We start from the raw sequence: 19,693 nt of genomic DNA, 5'->3' as shown, positions 1-19,693 counted from the left end.
TTTAGTTTTTGATTTCTTTAGTTTCTTTTTGTTTTCTTTTTAGTTCTGGGTTTATCTTTTAATGTTTTATTTCACTGTGTAATGAATAGTAATAAATCTTATGACTTAATATTATATATTACTGCGAAGTGTATCTGTAAGATATAGTAAAACAGTTTTTTGTATAGCATAAGTTATTGAAGATTTATTATTTCTTTTAACTCGCTTATAAAAATATTATTTATTTTAGGCGATGATATTGTAACTCTTAGAAAGTCTGCAAGTATGCTTTCATTATTATATTTTTTTACGAATATATTTCTCTTTAATAATTCTTCATATATAAAATCTGAATTTTTGTTTACATGCTTTATCAAAAGAAAATTAGCCCTAGAGGGTATTACGATAAACCCTTCCTTGCTTAATATAGTATCTAATCTGTTTCTCTCTAATACTATATTAAATATGTTTTTATATGATGTTTCTTTATCTTTTAAAGCTGCTATTGCTATTGTTTCTGATATTTTATTAATTCCATATTTTTGTCTTAATTTTGACATATTTTCTATATTTTGTTTATTTGAAACTATAAAATTAATATTAAGCCCTGATATAGAATGAGAATGTGCTATAGATCTTATTATAATCAAATTATCATAGCTGTTAATCAAATTGATTGCACTTTCTCCTGCAAAGTTTATATATGATTCGTCTATTACATATATTCCTTCATAATGTTTTAAGAACTCTTCTATTTCTTTAATATTTATAAACATTCCAGTTTCTGCATTTGGATTGCTTGTTATTATGATTGAGCTTTTATTTCTTATATTTTTTTTTAGATTTATATTATAGTCTTCTTTAGCTTCTATAACATCATAATTAATTGTGCAGTATTCTAATATTCTTGTATATAAGTCCCTATAAGGTTCTTGAAGAAATATTTTATATTTATCATAAGAGCTTATTATACATGTAAATGCTTCATACATTCCATTAACAGATATTATATTTTCATTTTCTATATTAAGATATTTAGACATTTCTTTATCTAATTTTTCTGGTATAAATTCAGGAAAGAGTTTTAATGAATCTACATCAAATTTCTCAAGCTCTTTAATAATATTTTTTGAAGGCTTGTATGGATTTTCATTTTTATCTAAAAAAATTTTTTTGTTCATTTTATATTAAATTATAAATTATCAAAATTATTATTATTGTTATTATTATCTGATTATTTTTAAATTAGTTTACACTTTTAAATTTTATGTTTAGTTAATGTAATATTTTTATCAAGCTATGTATTATGTTTAAATAAATAGTAAATATTGTCGATAATGATTTTAAGTTGACAATATCCTTAAATATTAATGTCAGCTTTAATTTGTATATTATATCTTAAATTAAGAGGCAGATTTCAATGTCAGTTAAACAGGTTTCAGATCAAGAAATATTATCAATGTATTTAAACTATGAGGCTGTAGAAAAAGGCTTATCATCAAATACTTTGGAATCATATAAAAGAGATATTGTTATATATCTTGATTTTTTAAGTAGGAATAAAAAGACAATTTTAAAAGCCACAAGAAAAGATATTGAGAAATTTCTAAGCGAGAGAAAAGAGCAAGGTTCAAAATCCAGAACTGTAGCTAGAAATAAAGTTAGTATAGTTAATCTATATAAATTTTTGGTAATGGAAAATTATCTTTCTAAAAACCCCACAGATAATTTGGAGGTTATACGCTTAAAAAGAGTACTGCCTGAATCTCTTACTACAACTGAGGTGGATGATCTATTGTCAGTGCATAATGAAAAAACGGATAAGGGTTTAAGAGATAAGGCTATTTTTGAACTTATGTATTCATCTGGTTTAAGAGTAAGTGAAATTTGTTCTTTGAAGATTGACGATATATTTTTTGAAGGTAAGTATTTGAGAATATGCGGTAAGGGGAAAAGAGAGAGAATAGTGCCTATTAATGACAGAGCATTAGACATTTTGCAAAGATATATACAAACCAGCAGGGTAATAATGGTTAAGGGTAAAAAGACAAGTGAATTATTTTTAAACTTTAGAGGCGATAAGATTTCAAGAGTAGGCATTTGGAAAATAGTAAAAGAAACTATGAAAAAAAGCGGCATAGAAAAAAATATTTATCCTCATACATTAAGACATAGTTTTGCCACTCATCTTATACAGCATGGTGCAGATTTAAGGTCTGTTCAAAGAATGCTGGGACATTCTGATATAACAACTACAGAAATATATACGCATGTGGATTCTTCGCATTTGAAAAAGCAAATAGCCAAGCATCCTAAACATTCAAAGCATACTAGACAAAACACTTAATTACATATTTATATAAAAAATAAAAATAAAAAATTGGAAATAAGTCAATATGAAAAAAAGCATAATAGCCACTACTATATTACTGCTCGTATCTGTAGCACTCGTTTCTCTCACTTTCGGAATAGGCGAGAGAATGACCATACTTAGTTATAATAATGATAATACTTATGAGATTGATAATGATGATCCTAAGAATCATAGGATAGATATGTATAATCCTGATTCTCTTTCTCTTGTTACAGCTAAGCCTATATATGATTATGATTTATCTGTAGATTTAGAAGATATTTACACAGATGAAGAGATAAGTGCTGATGAGGATATACAGTATTTAAGTCAGGATTTGCTTTTAAGCGATGATGAGTTCAGTTCTGGAATGCCTAATCCTAATATACTTCCAGCTATGGTATTTAATGCTAATACCACAGATAAAGCTGCTGATAAACTTAGCGAAGCAATCAATGCTGCAATACTTAATTCTAGAAATAGGGAAGCTCCTAGGGTATCAATAGATTTATCTAAAATATCAGTTTTTAGGTATGAGCCAGTAGTTATAAATGCTTCAGTATATACTGAAGATGTTGTAAAAAATATAAGTATTTATGTAAGATACAAAAAAGACAGAATAGTTAGAAAAAATGGGGATGAAAGATATCCTATTAATGTGTTTAAAGTTAAAAACTCTCAGTACAAAGGAACATATCTGCATCCTTTCGGCGGAGTTTTAGGTGAATATCAGGCTATAGTTTTAGTTCAAACTAAAAACGGAGTTTATGGATATACAAAAGATTTTACAGTTAAAGGAAGACAGTCCCCTCCTGCTAAAGAAACTAAGAAAATAGCTACTTTAGAGTATGCTATAGATTTAACTACCAAAAAGATACCTAGTGTAGAAACAGGCGAGCTTACAACTTATGATGCTATATACGATTGGATTAGATATATGAAATGCGATATGTTCTGGGCTATAGGGGGACAGACTACAGGATGGACTGCTGGAATAACTCCTGAAGAGCCTTGGGCTAAAGCTATGATAAAAAATATTGAGAATTTAGCTGACAGCAGAGCTAAAGGAAATGTTGAGCTTGGTGCTTATGTTATGAGTTATTTTGCTGCAGGCGGAGGTGCTAGAAAAGGCGGTTATGATGTATCAGTGGGATATAGTTCTGCTACACAAAGTTTGGTAGAAAGCAGACATATATCTTTAGCTGATCCTAAGAGAGTTCAGGATATTATAGATATATTAAAAAGATATGATTCCAACCCTAATATATCTTATTTAGGACTTGACTTTATACGTACAGGCGAAGTTGACGGATATGAAATGGTTGATGAGATGGTTGAGCTTACTGGTGTTTATGTACCAGCTAATTGGTCTACTATGAGTAAAGCTGCACGTATGCGTTGGCTTGCTGTAAATAGAGGCAGAAAAGAAATAGGTATGAAATGGAGATGGTTTAGAGCACATAAAGAATCTTTGATAATAAAAGCTATAAAAGATTCTGGTATAAAGAAAAAATTATGGGCATTTACTTTGGGATGGAATCATGGACAGGAACATGGACAAGACCCTTATATGTTCTTTGATGCTGGTATAGATTATGATGCAGTTATGATATATGAAGCTAACCGTGCTCAGCATGTGGGAATGCTTGCTGCTTGGCCTCAGTATTTATCAGGCGAGTACAATGTATTGGTTGGAAATATGATAGACAACAGACTTCAGGATGGAAGTTTAAGACCAGAGCTTGAATATATGAGAAGAGTATATGAATCTGAAGCTAAATTTAATAGAAGCAGCAGAATAAGAGGAGTATTCTTCCATGATGTATCAAGAATGCTATGGTCTAAATTCAGAGGTTCTGGAAACAATATAAAAGAATGGGCTAATATTAATGCTTCTATAGTTTCAAGAATAGAAGAGAAATATTCTGAAAACCCATTTAATGTTACTGTTAAGCTTAATGAGGGCAATAGAACAGGAGTGCTTACTATAGTTAATAGAACATCAAAAAGACAAAATGATGTAACTATTAAAACTGATTTGTCGCAGGCTTTATCTACAATAGTACTTGACAGTGAAAAAGTGGATATTGACCCTGGTGAAACTATTGAAATAGGATTTAGATATGCTTATGGAAGAAGCAGATATTCTTCTCTTATGGCTTTCAGAGTAGCATCTTCTTCTGGTGAAGAAAATGTGGCTGTTGCTTATACTTTATTAAACTCTTTGAGAGCAAGACCTAAGAAGGAAGAAACTTCTGTAGTTGCTAAAGGCGATGAAGATAAAAAAGAGGAAGAAGAAAAGAAAGTAAATAATTAATTTTTATAAAGGGGGCTTAAAAAGCCTCCTTTTTTAATCTTTTATATAATATCTGTATCCTGATTCTTTTATAATATTTTCAAATATTTTATTATCAATATCTTCTTTCATAAGTATTTCAGCTTCTTCTTTATCAAAGTCAACTTTAGCATATACATTTCCAATTTTATTAATATTATTTTCTATTGTTCTAGCACAGTTTGTACAGCTCATTCCTCCTATTTTTAATACTTTCTTGTATGGATAATTATTTTTATTTTTATCTTTTACTTTAACTTTTTCTATACGGCAGTTTATTTCCCCTGAACAGCAGCTTCCAGATTTCATTTTCTTTATATAGCTTAATGATGCTGTAACACCTATTATTATTATTACTGTTATAATTATTATGCTTTCCATTGAATTATAATATCCTTTATTTATTAAAGTTTTATATATAAAATATTTGTTATAGTATTCTAACAAATATTTCTATGCTGTCAATATTATTGTATAATTTTTATAAAAAAATATTGACTTATCTTCAATTTTAAGTATTAATATTCCGTTCTTAATGATATATATGTTATTAACTTATGGAGAATAATAAAATGAATAAATTACTAATTTCATTTTTTATTATATTTATATATTTTTCATCTTTGTATTCGCAGCAGATGAATAATTCAAATGAAACCAATGATATTTTAAAAAGCAGATTGTTTTTTACAGAAAGAGATAAATTAACTTCAAAAATTAATATATACACATCATGGAAAGATACATACGAATATTTAAGAGATAATAAATTTAGATTCTATAAAAGAGCAGGAAGAACAATAACATTAGAGTTCAGATATAAGTATCCTGCCCATATATCAGTAAATAGAGGTACTCCTATAGTATTTACTTTTAATAATGGAAGCACTGTTCAATTATCTAATATACAGAAAGTTATTTATAATCCTTTTATGATGGGTAAGGTTAGATTTTATGATGTAGAGGTGAGATATAAATTTAATGATGATGCTGAATTTGATAGTTTTGCTAATAGTCAAATTACTAATATAAGATTCAATTTTATAAACGAGTTTAATGAAGAAACTTATGATGATATATATATTTCTCCTTTAGCAACTACTAATTGGCAGACTGTATTTTCTGCTTATAAAGAAGGTATGGCTAAACTAGAAGAATTGCAATCAACAAATAATAATAATTAAAGTTTATTATAAGCCAATCTAGCTCAGTTGGCAGAGCAACGCATTCGTAATGCGTGGGTCGTGGGTTCGATTCCCATGATTGGCTCATTTTTTTAGATTAAATTATATTAATTTGCATGTCATTAAATCCTGTTCTATAGAGTTGCTTAAAAACTCAACAAACACATCATACAATATAGGGTCTAATTTAACATGCTTTTCTATAAAGTCTTCTCTCATTATATTTAATGCTTCTTCAGGAGAGAATGTTTTTCCGCCTCTGTATTTACGTGCAGGGTCTATTAAGGCATCGTATACATCTATAACTTCAAGCATCTTAGCAGGGAAATAAGCAAATGCATCACATTCATCTATAGCCTTTGCATCATAAGTCATTATTCTCTGTATTTGAAAATTAGGATGTTTAGCGAGTTTTAATTCGTATAAATGCTGATAAGGACCATATCCTAAACCATAATATTCATGATGAAGTGCTACAGTCAATATAACCTCTAAAGGATATTCTGAAGTTTGGCTTACTAGGGCATAGCTGTTAAATAAATGTTTTTTTATTCTTTCATAATCCCTTCCAGTAGCTCCTTCAAAATAATCTAAATCTTTAACTTTTCCTATGTCATGAAGGAGAGAGCCTACGGCATAAAGATTCATCTCTCTTTCTCCTATAACCTTTATCCCCTTATCAATACAATCTTCAACTGTAGAGAGATTTTTTCTTATATCAGCTTTACTAAATACAGCCTCAACTTGTTCATAGAATTTTTTATATTTATTAGTATATGAAGTTCTTATTTTATGAACTAAATGCCTTCTGTTTATAAGGTTATTATAGAATGCCATGAAATTAACATAAGAAATGAAAACCCTGTTTGAATGCGACATTACACCGCCGTCAGAATAATTTCTAAGTTCATCAAAAACCTTTTGAGTTTCTGTATTATTTGCCAGCATATCAACTATTGTAGTAACAAGATTTGTAGTAGTTTCAGTTATTTCCTGATTTTCTATCTTAGCCTGTTCCTGAGTAATTTCCTCGCCTTTAATTTTCTGTATGCTTTCAAACATTGTAACTTTGGCTATTAATCCTACGTCATTTCCTACATTGACTATTTGCTGAGCTGCTTTTTTTGTTAATCCTATTTGCTCATCTATTTTTATTTCTCTAAGTTCTTTATTATAAGTTTCTATTGTATCAACTTTTTCCTTATATGTCATTTTAGAGATTTCAGATATTCTCTTACCCATTTCTTTTTCAGATTCTTTTGGTGTTCTAAACACATAAGGAGCATCTGATTCGCTTTGATTATTGGAGGATGCATTAATTATGGATTTAAATTCTTCTATAAATACTGAGAAATGCTTTGGGATATATAATTTTAAATTTGTATATTTATCATTATCTATTATGATGCTTAATTGTTCTGTTGGAAATGCTATCATATTTTTTTCTTTATCAAGTCTAAACAGAGGTATATTATGTGCTATTAATTGATCTTTAATGGTTTTTATCTCTTTCACGGATAAAGCATCATATTTACTAATTAAGTCATTACTCATTATTTATTTTTCCTAAAATTTTATACATTAACAATATATTATATAATATTTTAAAAAAAATGAAATAAGTAAAATATTATTTTTTTATTTTTACACCGGGACATGGTCTATTGAATTTACCAGCTATTAAATTGCCGTTTTTATCCATATATTCTTTCCAATATGGAAAAGTCTTACATTGATTTGGTTTAGCAGCGTTTATAGTGCATCTGTTATTTTCGTCAAGAAATGTACAGCTTTCTCCTTCAGATATTTTTATGTAGTATCCATAATTTTCTTCATATTCCAAATATTTATTAATGAATACCATAGGGGATGTTTTTAAAAATTCAGCAGCATTTATTATATCATTATCATTAAAAAACACATATCCTTTTTCTCTGCAGCATATACCGCATCCTGTACATGAGAACTCTAATACCGCATTTTTATTTTTACTAAATCTTTTCATCTTTGTATCGCTAATATGATTTTTATTGAATTTATTTTAATAGAGAATTCGCCTGAGATTTAATTGTATTTGCAAGATTTTCTTTTCCGATTCTAGAATATAATTCAGCAACTTTCATATAGTCATCATATAAACTTTTTTTTTCACTGTCCGTCATATCATCAACTTTTTTTTTACCGCCTTCAGGCATTTTTATATATATATTGAATACTATATCATCAGGACTTTTCATAACATCCTGATTCATTACAAATATTGAAGGCCATCTTCTTCCATCTCCAAGCTCTTTTGTAGCTATTGATGATAGGGTATCATTCCATTGAGTTTTATATGTATTAACATCAGATGTGTATGCTGATGTATTATTTTGTCTTAATCCAGATATTGATGCATTTGTATTATTTGCTGTTGGAGGATTAGGCGGAGGAGTTGGAGGCGTAGGAGGAGTTATCTCTGGCTCTTTAGGAGGAGTTGGAGGCGTAGCTGTATTAGCAGCATTGTTAGTCTGAGGTCTAACTGTATTAGTTTGAGTATTAACAGCATTATTAGTTTGCTGTCTTACTGTATTAGTTTGAGTATTAACAGCATTGTTAGTCTGAGGTCTAACTGCATTAGTTTGAGTATTAGCAGCATTGTTAGTCTGAGGTCTAGCTGCATTAGTTTGAGTATTAGCAGTATTGTTAGTCTGAGGTCTAACTGCATTGTTATTTGACTGTATTGCTGATAAATTATTATTTGTATTATTATTGTTTATTGTTTCATTTGTTACAATCTCATAGAAATCATCATCTGTATTATTATTATTTCTTCCTGAGAAGAATTGTATTCCCAAAAATGATAAACCTAAAATAATAATAATAATACCAATTATAGGAACAATTTTACTTTGCTTTTTATTATCATCATCATCAATTGAATGTTCTGGAAGAGAATAAGGTTCAACAGGCTTTTTTTCTATTTCAGGCAAAGAGGATGTTTTTAATTCATCTTCTGTTTCTATAATTTTAATGTCTTTTTCTCTAAGCTCCTGAAGTTTTTCATCTTCTTTTTCTTTATTGTCAGATGCGTAATTTTGATAATTTTCTACTTTTTCATTTTCATCTATTATAGGGGCATTTTCAACGGCCTTATCTATTTCTTCCTGATTGAATTTAGATCTTTGTATATCTTCATTATCATTCAAATTAGGTATTACAACTCTTCTAAATATATCGCTTTTGCTGTAAGTTACTTTTTCTTCTATCTTATCCTTATTACTTTTTTCTTCTTCACTGTCTAAAACTTCGTCCTTTATTTCTTCTATTTCTCTAACTTCTTCTATTACTTCATTTACATCATCAGCATCATCTTTTTCATTATCTTCTTCCGCATTATATTTGTTATCTTCTATTTTTTCATCTTCTTCATCTCTAATATCTTCAGTTTTGTCATCTTCTATTTTTTCCTCAGCTTCGTTTATATCTTCTTTTGCATCATCTATATCATTATTTATTATATTTTTATCTTCATATTTCTTGTCATCTTTTTCATCTGAAAGTTTTTCAAAATTATATGTCTGAGCATTATAAACAGATGAGTAATTATCATCTTTATCTCTTTTGTCATCATCAAATCTATTGAATGTATATGCTGTATCTTCTTTTTTGGCATCTTCATTAATGCTGTTATTTAATAATCCTGATGATACAGGCTTTGAAATATTCATAGGTATATCATTAGCAGATACATCATTATCATCATCTTCTATAAGTATGCGTTTTTTTACGCTTACAGGTCTTGATACATTTTTTGATTTTGCTTTTATTGCCTCTTTTAATAAAGTTATAGATTCTCTTTCTGGTTTGGAATCATTATTTTCTGTTTTTATATTCTCTATTTTTCTAACAGGTGATGAAGTTTTTAATGATATTTTTCTATCCTGAGAACTCTTTAATAAATCTTTTAAATCTTTTTTCTCTTCTTTTTTATCATCATCTTTATCTCTTTTTATTATAGAATCTAATGTTCTAGTTTCAGTTTTTTCTGCTTTATCTGTATTGTCTATGGCTTTAGTTTCTTCTTTTTTTACTACAGATGAAGTTTTTTTAGCTGCAGTTTTTTTAACTATATCTTCTTTTTTAGAGTCAGTTTTTTCTGCTGTCTTTTTAGCAACTGTTTTTTTTACAGTATCTTCTTTTTTAGCCGTATCATTAGCAGTTTTTTTAGCAGCCGTTTTTTTAGGAGTTTCTTCTGCCGTCTTTTTAGCGGCTGTTTTTTTTACAGTATCTTCTTTTTTAGCTGTATCATTAGCAGTTTTTTTAGCAGCTGTTTTTTTAGTAGTTTCCTCTGCTGTCTTTTTAGAAGCTGTTTTTTTTGTTGTTGTTTCTTTGTTAGTTGTAGTTTTTTTTGTAGCCATAATCTTTACTCTGTTATATTTTGTTTGTTCTTTATTAGAATGTTTTTAATAGTATTCATAGTTTCATTATCAAATAGATTCTCAGTTATATTTCCTTTTTTTAATGAGTCTATAAGATAATCATTTAAATTTATATCTTTACTTAATCCGTATTTTTTTGCTATATAAATAGAATTACACATAGAAAGTATTATTCTAAGCTGATTGCCGTCAGAAGAATACTTATCTATCAGTTTCTGCGGATTATCTATTTCTAACCAGCTTAAATTATAACAAACTTTGAAAAAAAGTTTATCAATAGACTGCTTTATTTGTGCATCTTTTTTTTCTTTTTTATTTATAGTATAGAGAGATGAAAAATCTCTAACTTCTGCATTGCATACAGCAGCAAAAAATTTTTCCTGATAAGGCATCAAATAATGATGACTTTTTACTTTTGATTCTACTCTTGTAATAAAACCTTTTTCCTCTAAAGTATCCAATGATTTTACTATGGTAGCATTTCCGCCTATGCCTGCCTCATTAAGTATTTGAGAATGAGTTATTTGAGATATGCCTAGTTTATAATCATAATTGGCTACTAAAGTTCTGTACACTTCTTTTGCCGATAAAGGCAGTTTTTTCCAAGTATTGTTTTCAGTGATAGATTTCGGAATAAAAGAACATATTGAAGCTATAGACAAGAAAGTATCCTCATCTATGTTCTTAAGCTGTGCTATATTAATGATATCTATCATGTTTTCCAAAATATACTCTCCAAATTATATGCCCTTATATAATATATCTAAATCAATATAAAATCAAGTTCTATTTTTTATTTGTTTCGGTGGATTTTTATCGGATTTGTTTTTATTAAATTTATTCAGCTGTTTTTTTTAATAGTTTTTAATATTTATTATTAGAAAAAAGAAAATCTTTATAAATTTCTTATTAATCATATTAAAATTTTGTATTTTCTGGTATTTTTTCTTGTTTTTTCTGTATTTTTAGGCTGTTTTTCTGTATTCTTCTGAGCATTTTTTTGTTGTTTTATATTAAACGAGTAAAAATATGTATTATATGTATAATATAATATAGCATTTTATATTTTTGAATAAAAAAATATAAAAAATAATTGTTTTAACTATTGTGTTTTTTTAGCCTCGTGCTATAATAATAAAACAAACGATAAGAAATAAAAAACATCGCTTGAAACAACAAAGTTCTTTGAAATATGGATAGCAGAAGCAATTTAAGAAAAACAAAACACAACTGGTGTAAATGAACTTAGATTAAGTTCTATGACCCAACAGTTACAATTTGTAACATTTCTTTAAGTAAGTAAATCATCATTCAGCAGAATGATAATATAAAAGAATCAACTTGATTCACAAAAGTGAGCATGGAGAGTTTGATTCTGGCTCAGAGCGAACGTTGGCGATGCGTCTTAAGCATGCAAGTCGAGCGGGCTTATTCGGGCAACTGGATAAGTTAGCGGCGAACTGGTGAGTAACACGTAGGTAATCTGCCGTAGAGTGGGGGATAACCCATGGAAACATGGACTAATACCGCATATACTCTTGCTACTCAAGTAGAGTAGAGGAAAGGAGCAATCCGCTTTACGATGAGCCTGCGGCCTATTAGCTAGTTGGTGAGGTAAAAGCCCACCAAGGCAACGATAGGTAGCCGACCTGAGAGGGTGACCGGCCACATTGGGACTGAGATACGGCCCAGACTCCTACGGGAGGCAGCAGCTGAGAATCTTCCACAATGGACGAAAGTCTGATGGAGCGACATCGCGTGAGGGATGAAGGCCTTCGGGTTGTAAACCTCGGAAATTATCGAAGAATGATTGACAGTAGATAATGTAAGCCTCGGCTAACTACGTGCCAGCAGCCGCGGTAATACGTAGGAGGCAAACGTTGCTCGGATTTACTGGGCGTAAAGGGTGAGTAGGCGGACTTATAAGTCTAAGGTGAAAGACCGAAGCTCAACTTCGGAAACGCCTCGGATACTGTAAGTCTTGGATATTGTAGGGGATGATGGAATTCTCGGTGTAGCGGTGGAATGTGCAGATATCGAGAGGAACACCTATAGCGAAGGCAGTCATCTGGGCATTTATCGACGCTGAATCACGAAAGCTAGGGGAGCAAACAGGCTTAGATATCCTGGTAGTCCTAGCCGTAAACGTTGTACACTAGGTGCTTCTATTTAAATAGAAGTGCCGTAGCTAACGTCTTAAGTGTACCGCCTGAGGAGTATGCCCGCAAGGGTGAAACTCAAAGAAATTGACGGGTCCCCGCACAAGTGGTGGAGCATGTGGTTTAATTCGATGATACGCGAAAAACCTTACCTGGGTTTGAATTGTAAGATGAATGATTTAGAGATAAGTCAGACCGCAAGGACGTTTTACATAGGTGCTGCATGGCTGTCGTCAGCTCGTGTCGTGAGATGTTGGGTTAAGTCCCGCAACGAGCGCAACCCTCACCCTTTGTTGCTACCGAGTAATGTCGGGCACTCTTAGGGGACTGCCTACGTTCAAGTGGGAGGAAGGTGGGGATGATGTCAAGTCCTCATGGCCCTTATGTCCAGGGCTACACACGTGCTACAATGGCAAGTACAAAGAGAAGCAAGACCGCGAGGTGGAGCAAAACTCAAAAAAGTTGCCTCAGTTCGGATTGGAGTCTGAAACTCGACTCCATGAAGTTGGAATCACTAGTAATCGTAGATCAGAACGCTACGGTGAATACGTTCCCGGGGATTGTACACACCGCCCGTCACGCCATCGGAGTTGGTTTTACCTGAAGTCGTTAGCCTAACCGCAAGGAGGGCGGTGCCGAAGGTGGGACTGATGATGAGGGTGAAGTCGTAACAAGGCAGCCGTACCGGAAGGTGTGGCTGGATCACCTCCTTTATTCGGAGATTGTCCGACTTAAATCTTACTGCTATTCATATTTGAAAGAATTTTTCCATATTATATTTTTTATACCTCGTTAATAAACTAGCCTTATGGGCTGGTTTTTTTGTTTTATAAATGGAACTTATAATTAAAAAAGTTAGAAAAGGTAATATTCGTAAGAAAGTTAAAGAAATTTATAATTCTTCATTTCCTAAAGAAGAGAGAATACCTTTTTGGATGATGTTTTTCACATCATTTACCAATACTACAGACTTTTTTGCTTTTTATGATGATGATACTTTGATTGGTTTTACTTATATGGCTGAAGTTAATAATATACTATTTATTATGTTTTTGGCTGTTGATGAGAATACGCGTTGTAAAGGATATGGTTCTAAAATATTAAATCTTATTAAGCAAAAATATCCAAATGATAAAATAATAATTTCAGTTACTAAAGAAAATAATAACAGCAGAGAATCTAATATTATAAATTCTGGATATTTGATGAAATCTGGAGAAAAAATACAAGAGATATTCATATATAATGGTGATTTTAAGAAAAGAGAGTTCCAATTATTTTTTCATACATATTCTAATGCTTCTATAGTTCCAAAGATATGGGAAGATGATCTTAAAAATAAATAATTAATTTCTTTTATATTGATAAAATATTATTGCATTTCTAAATTAAAGTTGTTAAACTAATAATATTATATATTTAGGAAATAATTATGTATCAAGATTTTAATAAAACTGAATTAAAAAATTTAGGAAATGGACTTAAAAGAAGAATATTAGCTCATTCTGAAAACCTTATGACTGTTTATATGGAATTTGATGAGGGTGCTTTAGCTGATGAACATTTCCATGATAATCATGAACAAATTACATATATTATAGACGGAGAGTTTGAGTTTACGGTAAATGGTGAAAAATATTCATGCAAATCTGGAGATAGTCTTCATTTTGCTAAAAATATGACTCATGGATGTAGATGTATTAAAAAAGGCAGACTATTAGATACTTTTACTCCTCATAGAGAAGATTTTTTAAATAATTAATTTATTTATGAATATTAATCAGGCTGTAATATATTATTCTAAACAATTAGAAAAAATTAATAGCGATTATAAAGTGTCTTATATTGAAGCTCAGACTATTATAATGCATTCTTTGAATATTAGTAAAACCAAATTAATATCTGAAGGTTTAAGAGAATTAACTGAAGAAGAAATAAATATAATAGAAAGCCTTATAAATAGACGCCTTAATTATGAGCCTTTATCATATATAATAAATAGAAAAGAGTTTTACGGCTTTGATTTTTATGTTGATAGTAATGTGCTTATACCAAGACCTGAAACTGAAGAGCTTATTGATTTATTACTTGATTATACAAAAAATAAAAATAATATTTCTATATGCGATATAGGAGCAGGAAGCGGAAATATTTCTATAACATTAAAACAATTATTTTTAGAAGAAAATAAAAATATTGATATTACAGCGATTGAAATTAGTAATGGAGCTTTTGAAGTTATAAATAAAAATGCTTTAACTATATTAGGTAATGAAAAATTGATAAATATAATAAATACTGATGCTTTAAAATATTTACCAAATAAAAAATTTGATATAATAGTTTCAAATGCTCCTTATGTTCCATTAAAAGATAAAGATTCTCTTCAAAAGGATTTAGAGTTTGAACCTTTTAATGCTTTATATTCTGGTGAGGATGGTCTTGATTTTTATAAAAGTTTTTTAAGTATTATTGATAGATATTTAAAAGATAATGGAGCTTTCTTTTTTGAGATAGGTTATAATCAAGGAGATGCTTTGATTGATATATGCAGTTCTTTAAATATAAAAAATGTTCAAGTAAAAAAAGATTTAAGTACTAAAGACAGATTTTTAATTTGCGATGCATTTACAAAGCAATTCTAAATTTGTTTAATTATTATTCATCTGATACAAAACTATATAAAAAATTAAATTTATTTTAATAATAATTAAAAAAAGTATATATATGTTATTGTATATAGTATAAAATTAATATAAAATTGTATTTCTATTTTAAAAAAATTTAATTTAAAGGAGTTTACAAAAAGTGAACAAAAAAACATTATTACCAATCATTTTACTAATTTTCTCTTTTATTATTATTGGCTGCGGTAATAGTGCCGCTGATACTGTTATAATAGGCACAATATACACTTCAGAAGCAGATCAAAAAATGGTGTCTGCTGTTGCTATAAAAGACGGTGTGTATAAATATGTTGGAGATGAAGAAGGAGTAAAAGAGTTTATAGGTGATAATACCGAGGTTATTAATTTAGAAAGCGGTATGGCAATGCCTAGTTTTTTTGAAGCTCATGCACATGCTGAGTTAGGCGGTATAGGTAAATTATACCAAGTAGAATTATATGACGGAAAGTCTATGAAAGATTATGAGGAAATAGTTTCAAACTTTGTTGCTGAGCATGAGGGTTTGAAAATATTGAGAGGTTCAGGATGGGGCAATGGATATACGCCTAAAAACGGTCCTACTAAAGATGTATTGGATAGAATTTCTACAGAGATTCCTATAGTATTAACATCTCAGGATTATCATTCTATATGGGTAAATTCTAAAGCTATGGAAATTGCAGGAGTTGATGCCAATACTCCGGATGTTGAAGGCGGAGTAATAGAAAGAGATCCAGTTACAAAAGAGCCTACAGGAACATTCAGAGAAAAAGCTCAGGACTTGATATTAACTAAATTGCCTGATTACAGCATTGAAGAATATAAAAATGGTATATTAGCGTATCAGGATGAGGCTTTATCTTATGGAGTTACATCTATATTCAATCCTTTATTAAATATGAATACAGACGGAAAAAATTTATTTTCTGCTTTAAATGAACTTGATAAAAGCGGAGATTTAAAATTAACTTATTTTTCTGGTTATCAGGTGCTTGCAGAAAATGATCCTATATCAAATTTAAATGTGATAGCTGACTTAAAAAAGCAGGCTAATGGAAATAAATTCAAATTAACAACTGTAAAATTATTTGCTGATGGTGTAGTAGAAGGAAAAACTGCTTATTTGCTTGATGATTATGCTTCCGATCCTGGATTTAGAAGCGTAGGACTTTGGGAGCAGGATGCCATGAATGAAGTATGTTTAAAAGCTGAAGAATTAGGTCTTCAAATACATATACATTCAATAGGGGATGCTGCTGCAAGATTATCTGTTAATGCACTTGAACATGTACAAAAAAATACAGGTGCTACTAATAAAAGACATGCTATAACACATTTGCAAGTTGTTAATAAAGATGATATAAAGAGAATGGGAGAATTAAATATTGTTGCTGTTGCTAATCCTTATTGGTTTTTTAAAGAAGACGGATACTATTATGAATTAGAGCTTCCTTATTTGGGAGAAGAAAGAGCTAGTAAAGAATATCCTATGAAAGATTTATTTGATGCTGGATGTGTTGTTTCTCTTGCAAGCGATTATCCTGTAACAGTGCCTCCTAGACCTTTAGACGGAATACAGATTGGTGCTACTAGAATGAATTTAGAAGGAGAAGCTGATTCTCTTCTTGGAGCGGATCAAATAGTTAGCGTTGAACAGATGATGGACTGTGCTACAATAAATGGTGCTTATCAGAACTTTGCTGAAGATACTTTAGGTTCTATAAAAGTAGGAAAAAAAGCTGATTTTATAATATTGGATAAGAATATACTTGAAATAGCTCCTACAGATATTACTAAAACTAAAGTATTAAAAACATATATAGACGGAAAATTAGTTTATCAAGCAGCATAATTAATTTATTTATAAAATGCCCTGTATTATTAGATTTTAATAATACAGGGTTATTCTTTATTGCCTTTAAATTTATCAAATAAACTTACAATACCAGCTATAATCAGACCGATTACTCACATATAGTACTCCATTTTTTATTTTGCATAATACCCTATATATGTATTTAAATCAATACTTGTCCTATAATTCTTTATAAATAATATCAGATATAATATTAAAATATTTATTTGTTATAGATTTTACATTTTCTCTTGCATTTATTTGAACATAACCGTCATATTTTTTTATCATCTCTATATCATTATTGGAATCTCCTGTTACTAATATTTTTTCGATTTTTTTATTGCTCTGTATTAAATTTTCTATGAACATGATTCCATTAACCTTATTTACATTATTTTTTACTATATCAACTGTACGTATATTGGCATAAGCAATAACCTTATCAAATTTATCATTTATTGTATTTGCTACATTTTCTGTAGATTTTGAATCAGCAGTCATTTTATTTATCTGTATAATATTTTTTATATTGTATATATCATCAATATTTATTTTTTCATCAACTCTGAAAGGTAGTATATCGTTTCCGTCTTTTGATTTTACAGATATTATATGCTTATCATCTACTATTTCTACTGTTCCGCCGAAAGTATCATGTAAAAATTTTATAACCTCATAAGAAACATCATTATCAATAGTATCTTTAAATATAGCTTCTCTCTTATTATTAAAAATTAAAGCTCCGTTATTAGCTATCAAATAATCAAACTCTAATCCATGCCTGTCAATATGTTCAAATATAGAAAACTTATTTCTTCCTGTAGCAATGGCAAATATATTTCCTTCCCGCCTCCATTTTTTAATAGCATCAAATACACTGGCATCTATCTTCTCATGTATATATATAGTCATATCATAATCGCTGACAAATAGTTTCATAAAAATAACTCTCTTTTTTATTATATTCAATAATTATAATGGATATCATTTATTATGCAATTAATTTATTTATTATTTTTTATTATAGTATTAATATATTTTGTTAAAAAAATTATGATATAGCTATAGAATTTAAACAAAATAGTTATTATTAGCTATAGATTTTTTTATATTTTTAGCTACACTTTTATAATGAAAACTTGTATTTAAGTACATTAAAAATATGGAGTGTTGTATGAGTAAAGCATATATAAAAAATATAGCATATTATGTACCAGAAAAGATATTGGACAATAAATATTTTGAAAGCATATTGGATACTAATAATGAATGGATAATAACACGTACTGGAATAGAAACTAGACACATGGCAAGACCTGATGAAACTATATTTGAAATGGGTATGAATGCTGTTAAAAATTTAGAGAAAAAGGGAGTGGATTTAAAAGAGGTTGATGCTATTTTAGTTCCTACTGTAACTAAAGATTATATATTCCCTTCTATGGCAGGTCAGCTTCAGAAAATGCTTGGACTTAAGCATTGTTTTGCTTTAGATTTATCTGCTGCTTGTTCTGGATATATATATTCATTAAATACAGCTACTGCTTTGATAGAGAGCGGACAATGTAAAAATGTACTTATAGTTTCTTCTGAAAAATTAACAAAGGATATAAATTGGAAGGACAGAGGCACTGCTATTCTTTTTGGTGATGCTGCTACTGCTTCATTGATAACAACTAGAGATGATGGAAAAGGAATTATAGGAATGCACATGCAAAGCGAACCTGATATGAGTATCGTACTTAACGGCGGAAGCGTATGTCCTATAAGAGCAGATGATTTGGAAGCTCCTGAGTTTAAAATATATATGGAAGGTTCTGAAACATTTAAAAGAGCTGTAACTGAGTTTTCAAACAGCATAGATAAAGTATTAGAAAGCACTGGAAAGAAATTATCCGATGTTAGTTTCTTTGTTCCTCATCAGGCTAATTTAAGAATAACGCAGGCTGTTGCTAAGAGAATAGGTCTTCCTATGGAAAAGGTAAGCGTGGTATTAAATAAATTCGGCAACTGTTCTTCTGCAAGCATAGGATTAGCTTTAACTGATGCTCTAGAAAATAATAAAATTAATGAAGGAGATTTAGTTCTTCTTACAGGTTTTGGCGGAGGATTTACTTGGGGCTCTACACTAATGATATGGTAAATTCTATATTTTAATAAATTTGCATATATGGTAAAAATCGACTAATATATATTTTTGAGGGTATTATAATAATTTATGATACCCTCTTTTTATTATTAAAATAAATTATTTTATATAAAATATAAGCTATTATACTTGATAAAAAATATTTAAAAAATAGAGAGCCATTTTTTAAAGAATATATCATATAATCAATATATTTTTTAGGAATATTGTATATATTACCGCTTAAAGCCGAGTTTAAAATTATACCAAATAGAGATGCTGTAATAGACAATACTATCGGAGTAATTACAGCCTTTTTTATATCAAAAGTTTTTCCGCAGCATAAATATATTATTAAAGATTGAAATGCCGCAACTAAAAATGATGAAATATTAATACTTCCGCCTGCTCTTAATGTTAAATATTGCATTACGGCAAAATATATAAAACTAAATAATATACTTTGCCATAATCCCAAACCTATAGTCAGCAGAAATATATATACAATGTTGATATATAAAAATCCTGCATTTGGTATATAGATTTTTGCTGACTGCGTTAAAATTAAAAATAATATAGATAATAAAACAAATATTATTTTTTTCATTAA

16 protein-coding genes, 1 tRNA gene and 1 rRNA gene are annotated in these 19,693 nt (G+C 29.4%); 10 read left to right on the top strand and 8 right to left on the bottom strand.

The genetic code is table 11. The features are described 5' to 3' along the window. Nucleotides 1-173 precede the first annotated feature (173 nt). The gene (locus Q0J69_RS10080) at nt 174-1,160 is read right to left on the bottom strand and encodes a histidinol-phosphate transaminase (RefSeq protein ID WP_297206959.1); all 987 of its coding nucleotides are present in this window, start codon (nt 1,158-1,160) and stop codon (nt 174-176) included. Nucleotides 1,161-1,399: 239 nt separating this feature from the next. On the opposite strand from Q0J69_RS10080, the gene xerD reads away from it, so the two are divergent. Together xerD and Q0J69_RS10070 are read left to right on the top strand one after the other, a co-directional pair. Then, nucleotides 1,400-2,326 carry a site-specific tyrosine recombinase XerD gene (xerD, locus tag Q0J69_RS10075; RefSeq protein ID WP_297206957.1) on the top strand — a complete coding sequence of 309 codons (927 nt, stop codon included), beginning with the start codon at nt 1,400-1,402 and terminating at the stop codon, nt 2,324-2,326. A 49-nt stretch (nt 2,327-2,375) separates the two neighbouring features. Beyond that, nucleotides 2,376-4,649, top strand: coding sequence for a hypothetical protein (locus tag Q0J69_RS10070; RefSeq protein WP_297206955.1), 2,274 nt, complete (start codon nt 2,376-2,378; stop codon nt 4,647-4,649). Nucleotides 4,650-4,682: 33 nt separating this feature from the next. Here the strand turns inward: Q0J69_RS10070 and Q0J69_RS10065 are convergent, their stop codons facing one another. Further along, nucleotides 4,683-5,048 carry a heavy metal-associated domain-containing protein gene (locus tag Q0J69_RS10065; protein WP_297206953.1) on the bottom strand — a complete coding sequence of 122 codons (366 nt, stop codon included), beginning with the start codon at nt 5,046-5,048 and terminating at the stop codon, nt 4,683-4,685. 191 nt (nt 5,049-5,239) lie between these two features. On the opposite strand from Q0J69_RS10065, the gene Q0J69_RS10060 reads away from it, so the two are divergent. Further along, the gene (locus Q0J69_RS10060) at nt 5,240-5,851 is read left to right on the top strand and encodes a hypothetical protein (protein ID WP_297206951.1); all 612 of its coding nucleotides are present in this window, start codon (nt 5,240-5,242) and stop codon (nt 5,849-5,851) included. 12 nt (nt 5,852-5,863) lie between these two features. Further along, a tRNA-Thr gene (locus Q0J69_RS10055) sits at nt 5,864-5,936 on the top strand. Nucleotides 5,937-5,953: 17 nt separating this feature from the next. Here the strand turns inward: Q0J69_RS10055 and Q0J69_RS10050 are convergent. From Q0J69_RS10050 to Q0J69_RS10035, 4 genes are all read right to left on the bottom strand, one after another. Next, nucleotides 5,954-7,405 carry an HD domain-containing protein gene (locus tag Q0J69_RS10050; protein ID WP_297206949.1) on the bottom strand — a complete coding sequence of 484 codons (1,452 nt, stop codon included), beginning with the start codon at nt 7,403-7,405 and terminating at the stop codon, nt 5,954-5,956. A 76-nt stretch (nt 7,406-7,481) separates the two neighbouring features. Continuing rightward, nucleotides 7,482-7,856 carry a YkgJ family cysteine cluster protein gene (locus Q0J69_RS10045; protein ID WP_297206947.1) on the bottom strand — a complete coding sequence of 125 codons (375 nt, stop codon included), beginning with the start codon at nt 7,854-7,856 and terminating at the stop codon, nt 7,482-7,484. 31 nt (nt 7,857-7,887) lie between these two features. Beyond that, complete coding sequence (locus Q0J69_RS10040) at nt 7,888-10,251, bottom strand: hypothetical protein (protein WP_297206944.1); 2,364 nt, start codon at nt 10,249-10,251, stop codon at nt 7,888-7,890. 5 nt (nt 10,252-10,256) lie between these two features. Next, nucleotides 10,257-10,997 (bottom strand): hypothetical protein, encoded by a 741-nt coding sequence (locus Q0J69_RS10035; protein WP_366030578.1) that lies wholly within the window; start codon nt 10,995-10,997, stop codon nt 10,257-10,259. A 632-nt stretch (nt 10,998-11,629) separates the two neighbouring features. On the opposite strand from Q0J69_RS10035, the gene Q0J69_RS10030 reads away from it, so the two are divergent. The 5 genes from Q0J69_RS10030 (at nt 11,630) to Q0J69_RS10010 (ending at nt 16,949) form a co-directional block, all read left to right on the top strand. Beyond that, nucleotides 11,630-13,144: ribosomal RNA gene (locus tag Q0J69_RS10030) — 16S ribosomal RNA — on the top strand. A 120-nt stretch (nt 13,145-13,264) separates the two neighbouring features. Continuing rightward, entirely contained in the window at nt 13,265-13,777 is a 513-nt protein-coding gene (locus Q0J69_RS10025) for a GNAT family N-acetyltransferase (protein ID WP_297206942.1), read from the top strand. Nucleotides 13,778-13,863: 86 nt separating this feature from the next. After that, nucleotides 13,864-14,193, top strand: a complete 330-nt coding sequence (locus Q0J69_RS10020) for a cupin domain-containing protein (protein WP_297206940.1) — start codon at nt 13,864-13,866, stop codon at nt 14,191-14,193. A 7-nt stretch (nt 14,194-14,200) separates the two neighbouring features. Further along, on the top strand, nt 14,201-15,076 hold the full coding sequence (gene prmC, locus Q0J69_RS10015; protein ID WP_297206937.1) for a peptide chain release factor N(5)-glutamine methyltransferase: 876 nt from the start codon (nt 14,201-14,203) through the stop codon (nt 15,074-15,076). 163 nt (nt 15,077-15,239) lie between these two features. Then, entirely contained in the window at nt 15,240-16,949 is a 1,710-nt protein-coding gene (locus tag Q0J69_RS10010; RefSeq protein ID WP_297206935.1) for an amidohydrolase family protein, read from the top strand. A 183-nt stretch (nt 16,950-17,132) separates the two neighbouring features. On the opposite strand, the gene Q0J69_RS10005 is transcribed toward Q0J69_RS10010, so the two are convergent. After that, complete coding sequence (locus Q0J69_RS10005) at nt 17,133-17,894, bottom strand: HAD-IIB family hydrolase (RefSeq protein WP_297206932.1); 762 nt, start codon at nt 17,892-17,894, stop codon at nt 17,133-17,135. 235 nt (nt 17,895-18,129) lie between these two features. Between Q0J69_RS10005 and Q0J69_RS10000 the strand changes: the two genes are divergently transcribed. Next, on the top strand, nt 18,130-19,098 hold the full coding sequence (locus Q0J69_RS10000) for a beta-ketoacyl-ACP synthase III (protein ID WP_297206930.1): 969 nt from the start codon (nt 18,130-18,132) through the stop codon (nt 19,096-19,098). Nucleotides 19,099-19,171: 73 nt separating this feature from the next. Here Q0J69_RS10000 and Q0J69_RS09995 read toward each other — a convergent pair whose 3' ends face one another. Then, nucleotides 19,172-19,690 carry a hypothetical protein gene (locus Q0J69_RS09995; RefSeq protein ID WP_297206927.1) on the bottom strand — a complete coding sequence of 173 codons (519 nt, stop codon included), beginning with the start codon at nt 19,688-19,690 and terminating at the stop codon, nt 19,172-19,174. Between the last annotated feature and the right edge of the window lie 3 nt (nt 19,691-19,693).

Source organism: uncultured Brachyspira sp. (genome assembly GCF_944388875.1).
Classification (GTDB): domain Bacteria; phylum Spirochaetota; class Brachyspiria; order Brachyspirales; family Brachyspiraceae; genus Brachyspira.
Note: the sequence above shows the minus strand (reverse complement) of the source record. Positions and strands in the feature narration are given on the sequence as shown.

Excerpts from the sequence above, each read along its gene's own strand:
- Q0J69_RS10080 (WP_297206959.1), bottom strand. The coding sequence starts at position 1,160 with ATGAACAAAAAAATTTTTTTAGATAAAAATGAAAATCCATACAAGCCT.
- xerD (WP_297206957.1), top strand. The coding sequence starts at position 1,400 with ATGTCAGTTAAACAGGTTTCAGATCAAGAAATATTATCAATGTATTTA.
- Q0J69_RS10070 (WP_297206955.1), top strand. The coding sequence starts at position 2,376 with ATGAAAAAAAGCATAATAGCCACTACTATATTACTGCTCGTATCTGTA.
- Q0J69_RS10065 (WP_297206953.1), bottom strand. The coding sequence starts at position 5,048 with ATGGAAAGCATAATAATTATAACAGTAATAATAATAATAGGTGTTACA.
- Q0J69_RS10060 (WP_297206951.1), top strand. The coding sequence starts at position 5,240 with ATGAATAAATTACTAATTTCATTTTTTATTATATTTATATATTTTTCA.
- Q0J69_RS10050 (WP_297206949.1), bottom strand. The coding sequence starts at position 7,405 with ATGAGTAATGACTTAATTAGTAAATATGATGCTTTATCCGTGAAAGAG.
- Q0J69_RS10045 (WP_297206947.1), bottom strand. The coding sequence starts at position 7,856 with ATGAAAAGATTTAGTAAAAATAAAAATGCGGTATTAGAGTTCTCATGT.
- Q0J69_RS10040 (WP_297206944.1), bottom strand. The coding sequence starts at position 10,251 with ATGGCTACAAAAAAAACTACAACTAACAAAGAAACAACAACAAAAAAA.
- Q0J69_RS10025 (WP_297206942.1), top strand. The coding sequence starts at position 13,265 with ATGGAACTTATAATTAAAAAAGTTAGAAAAGGTAATATTCGTAAGAAA.
- Q0J69_RS10020 (WP_297206940.1), top strand. The coding sequence starts at position 13,864 with ATGTATCAAGATTTTAATAAAACTGAATTAAAAAATTTAGGAAATGGA.
- prmC (WP_297206937.1), top strand. The coding sequence starts at position 14,201 with ATGAATATTAATCAGGCTGTAATATATTATTCTAAACAATTAGAAAAA.
- Q0J69_RS10005 (WP_297206932.1), bottom strand. The coding sequence starts at position 17,894 with ATGAAACTATTTGTCAGCGATTATGATATGACTATATATATACATGAG.
- Q0J69_RS10000 (WP_297206930.1), top strand. The coding sequence starts at position 18,130 with ATGAGTAAAGCATATATAAAAAATATAGCATATTATGTACCAGAAAAG.
- Q0J69_RS09995 (WP_297206927.1), bottom strand. The coding sequence starts at position 19,690 with ATGAAAAAAATAATATTTGTTTTATTATCTATATTATTTTTAATTTTA.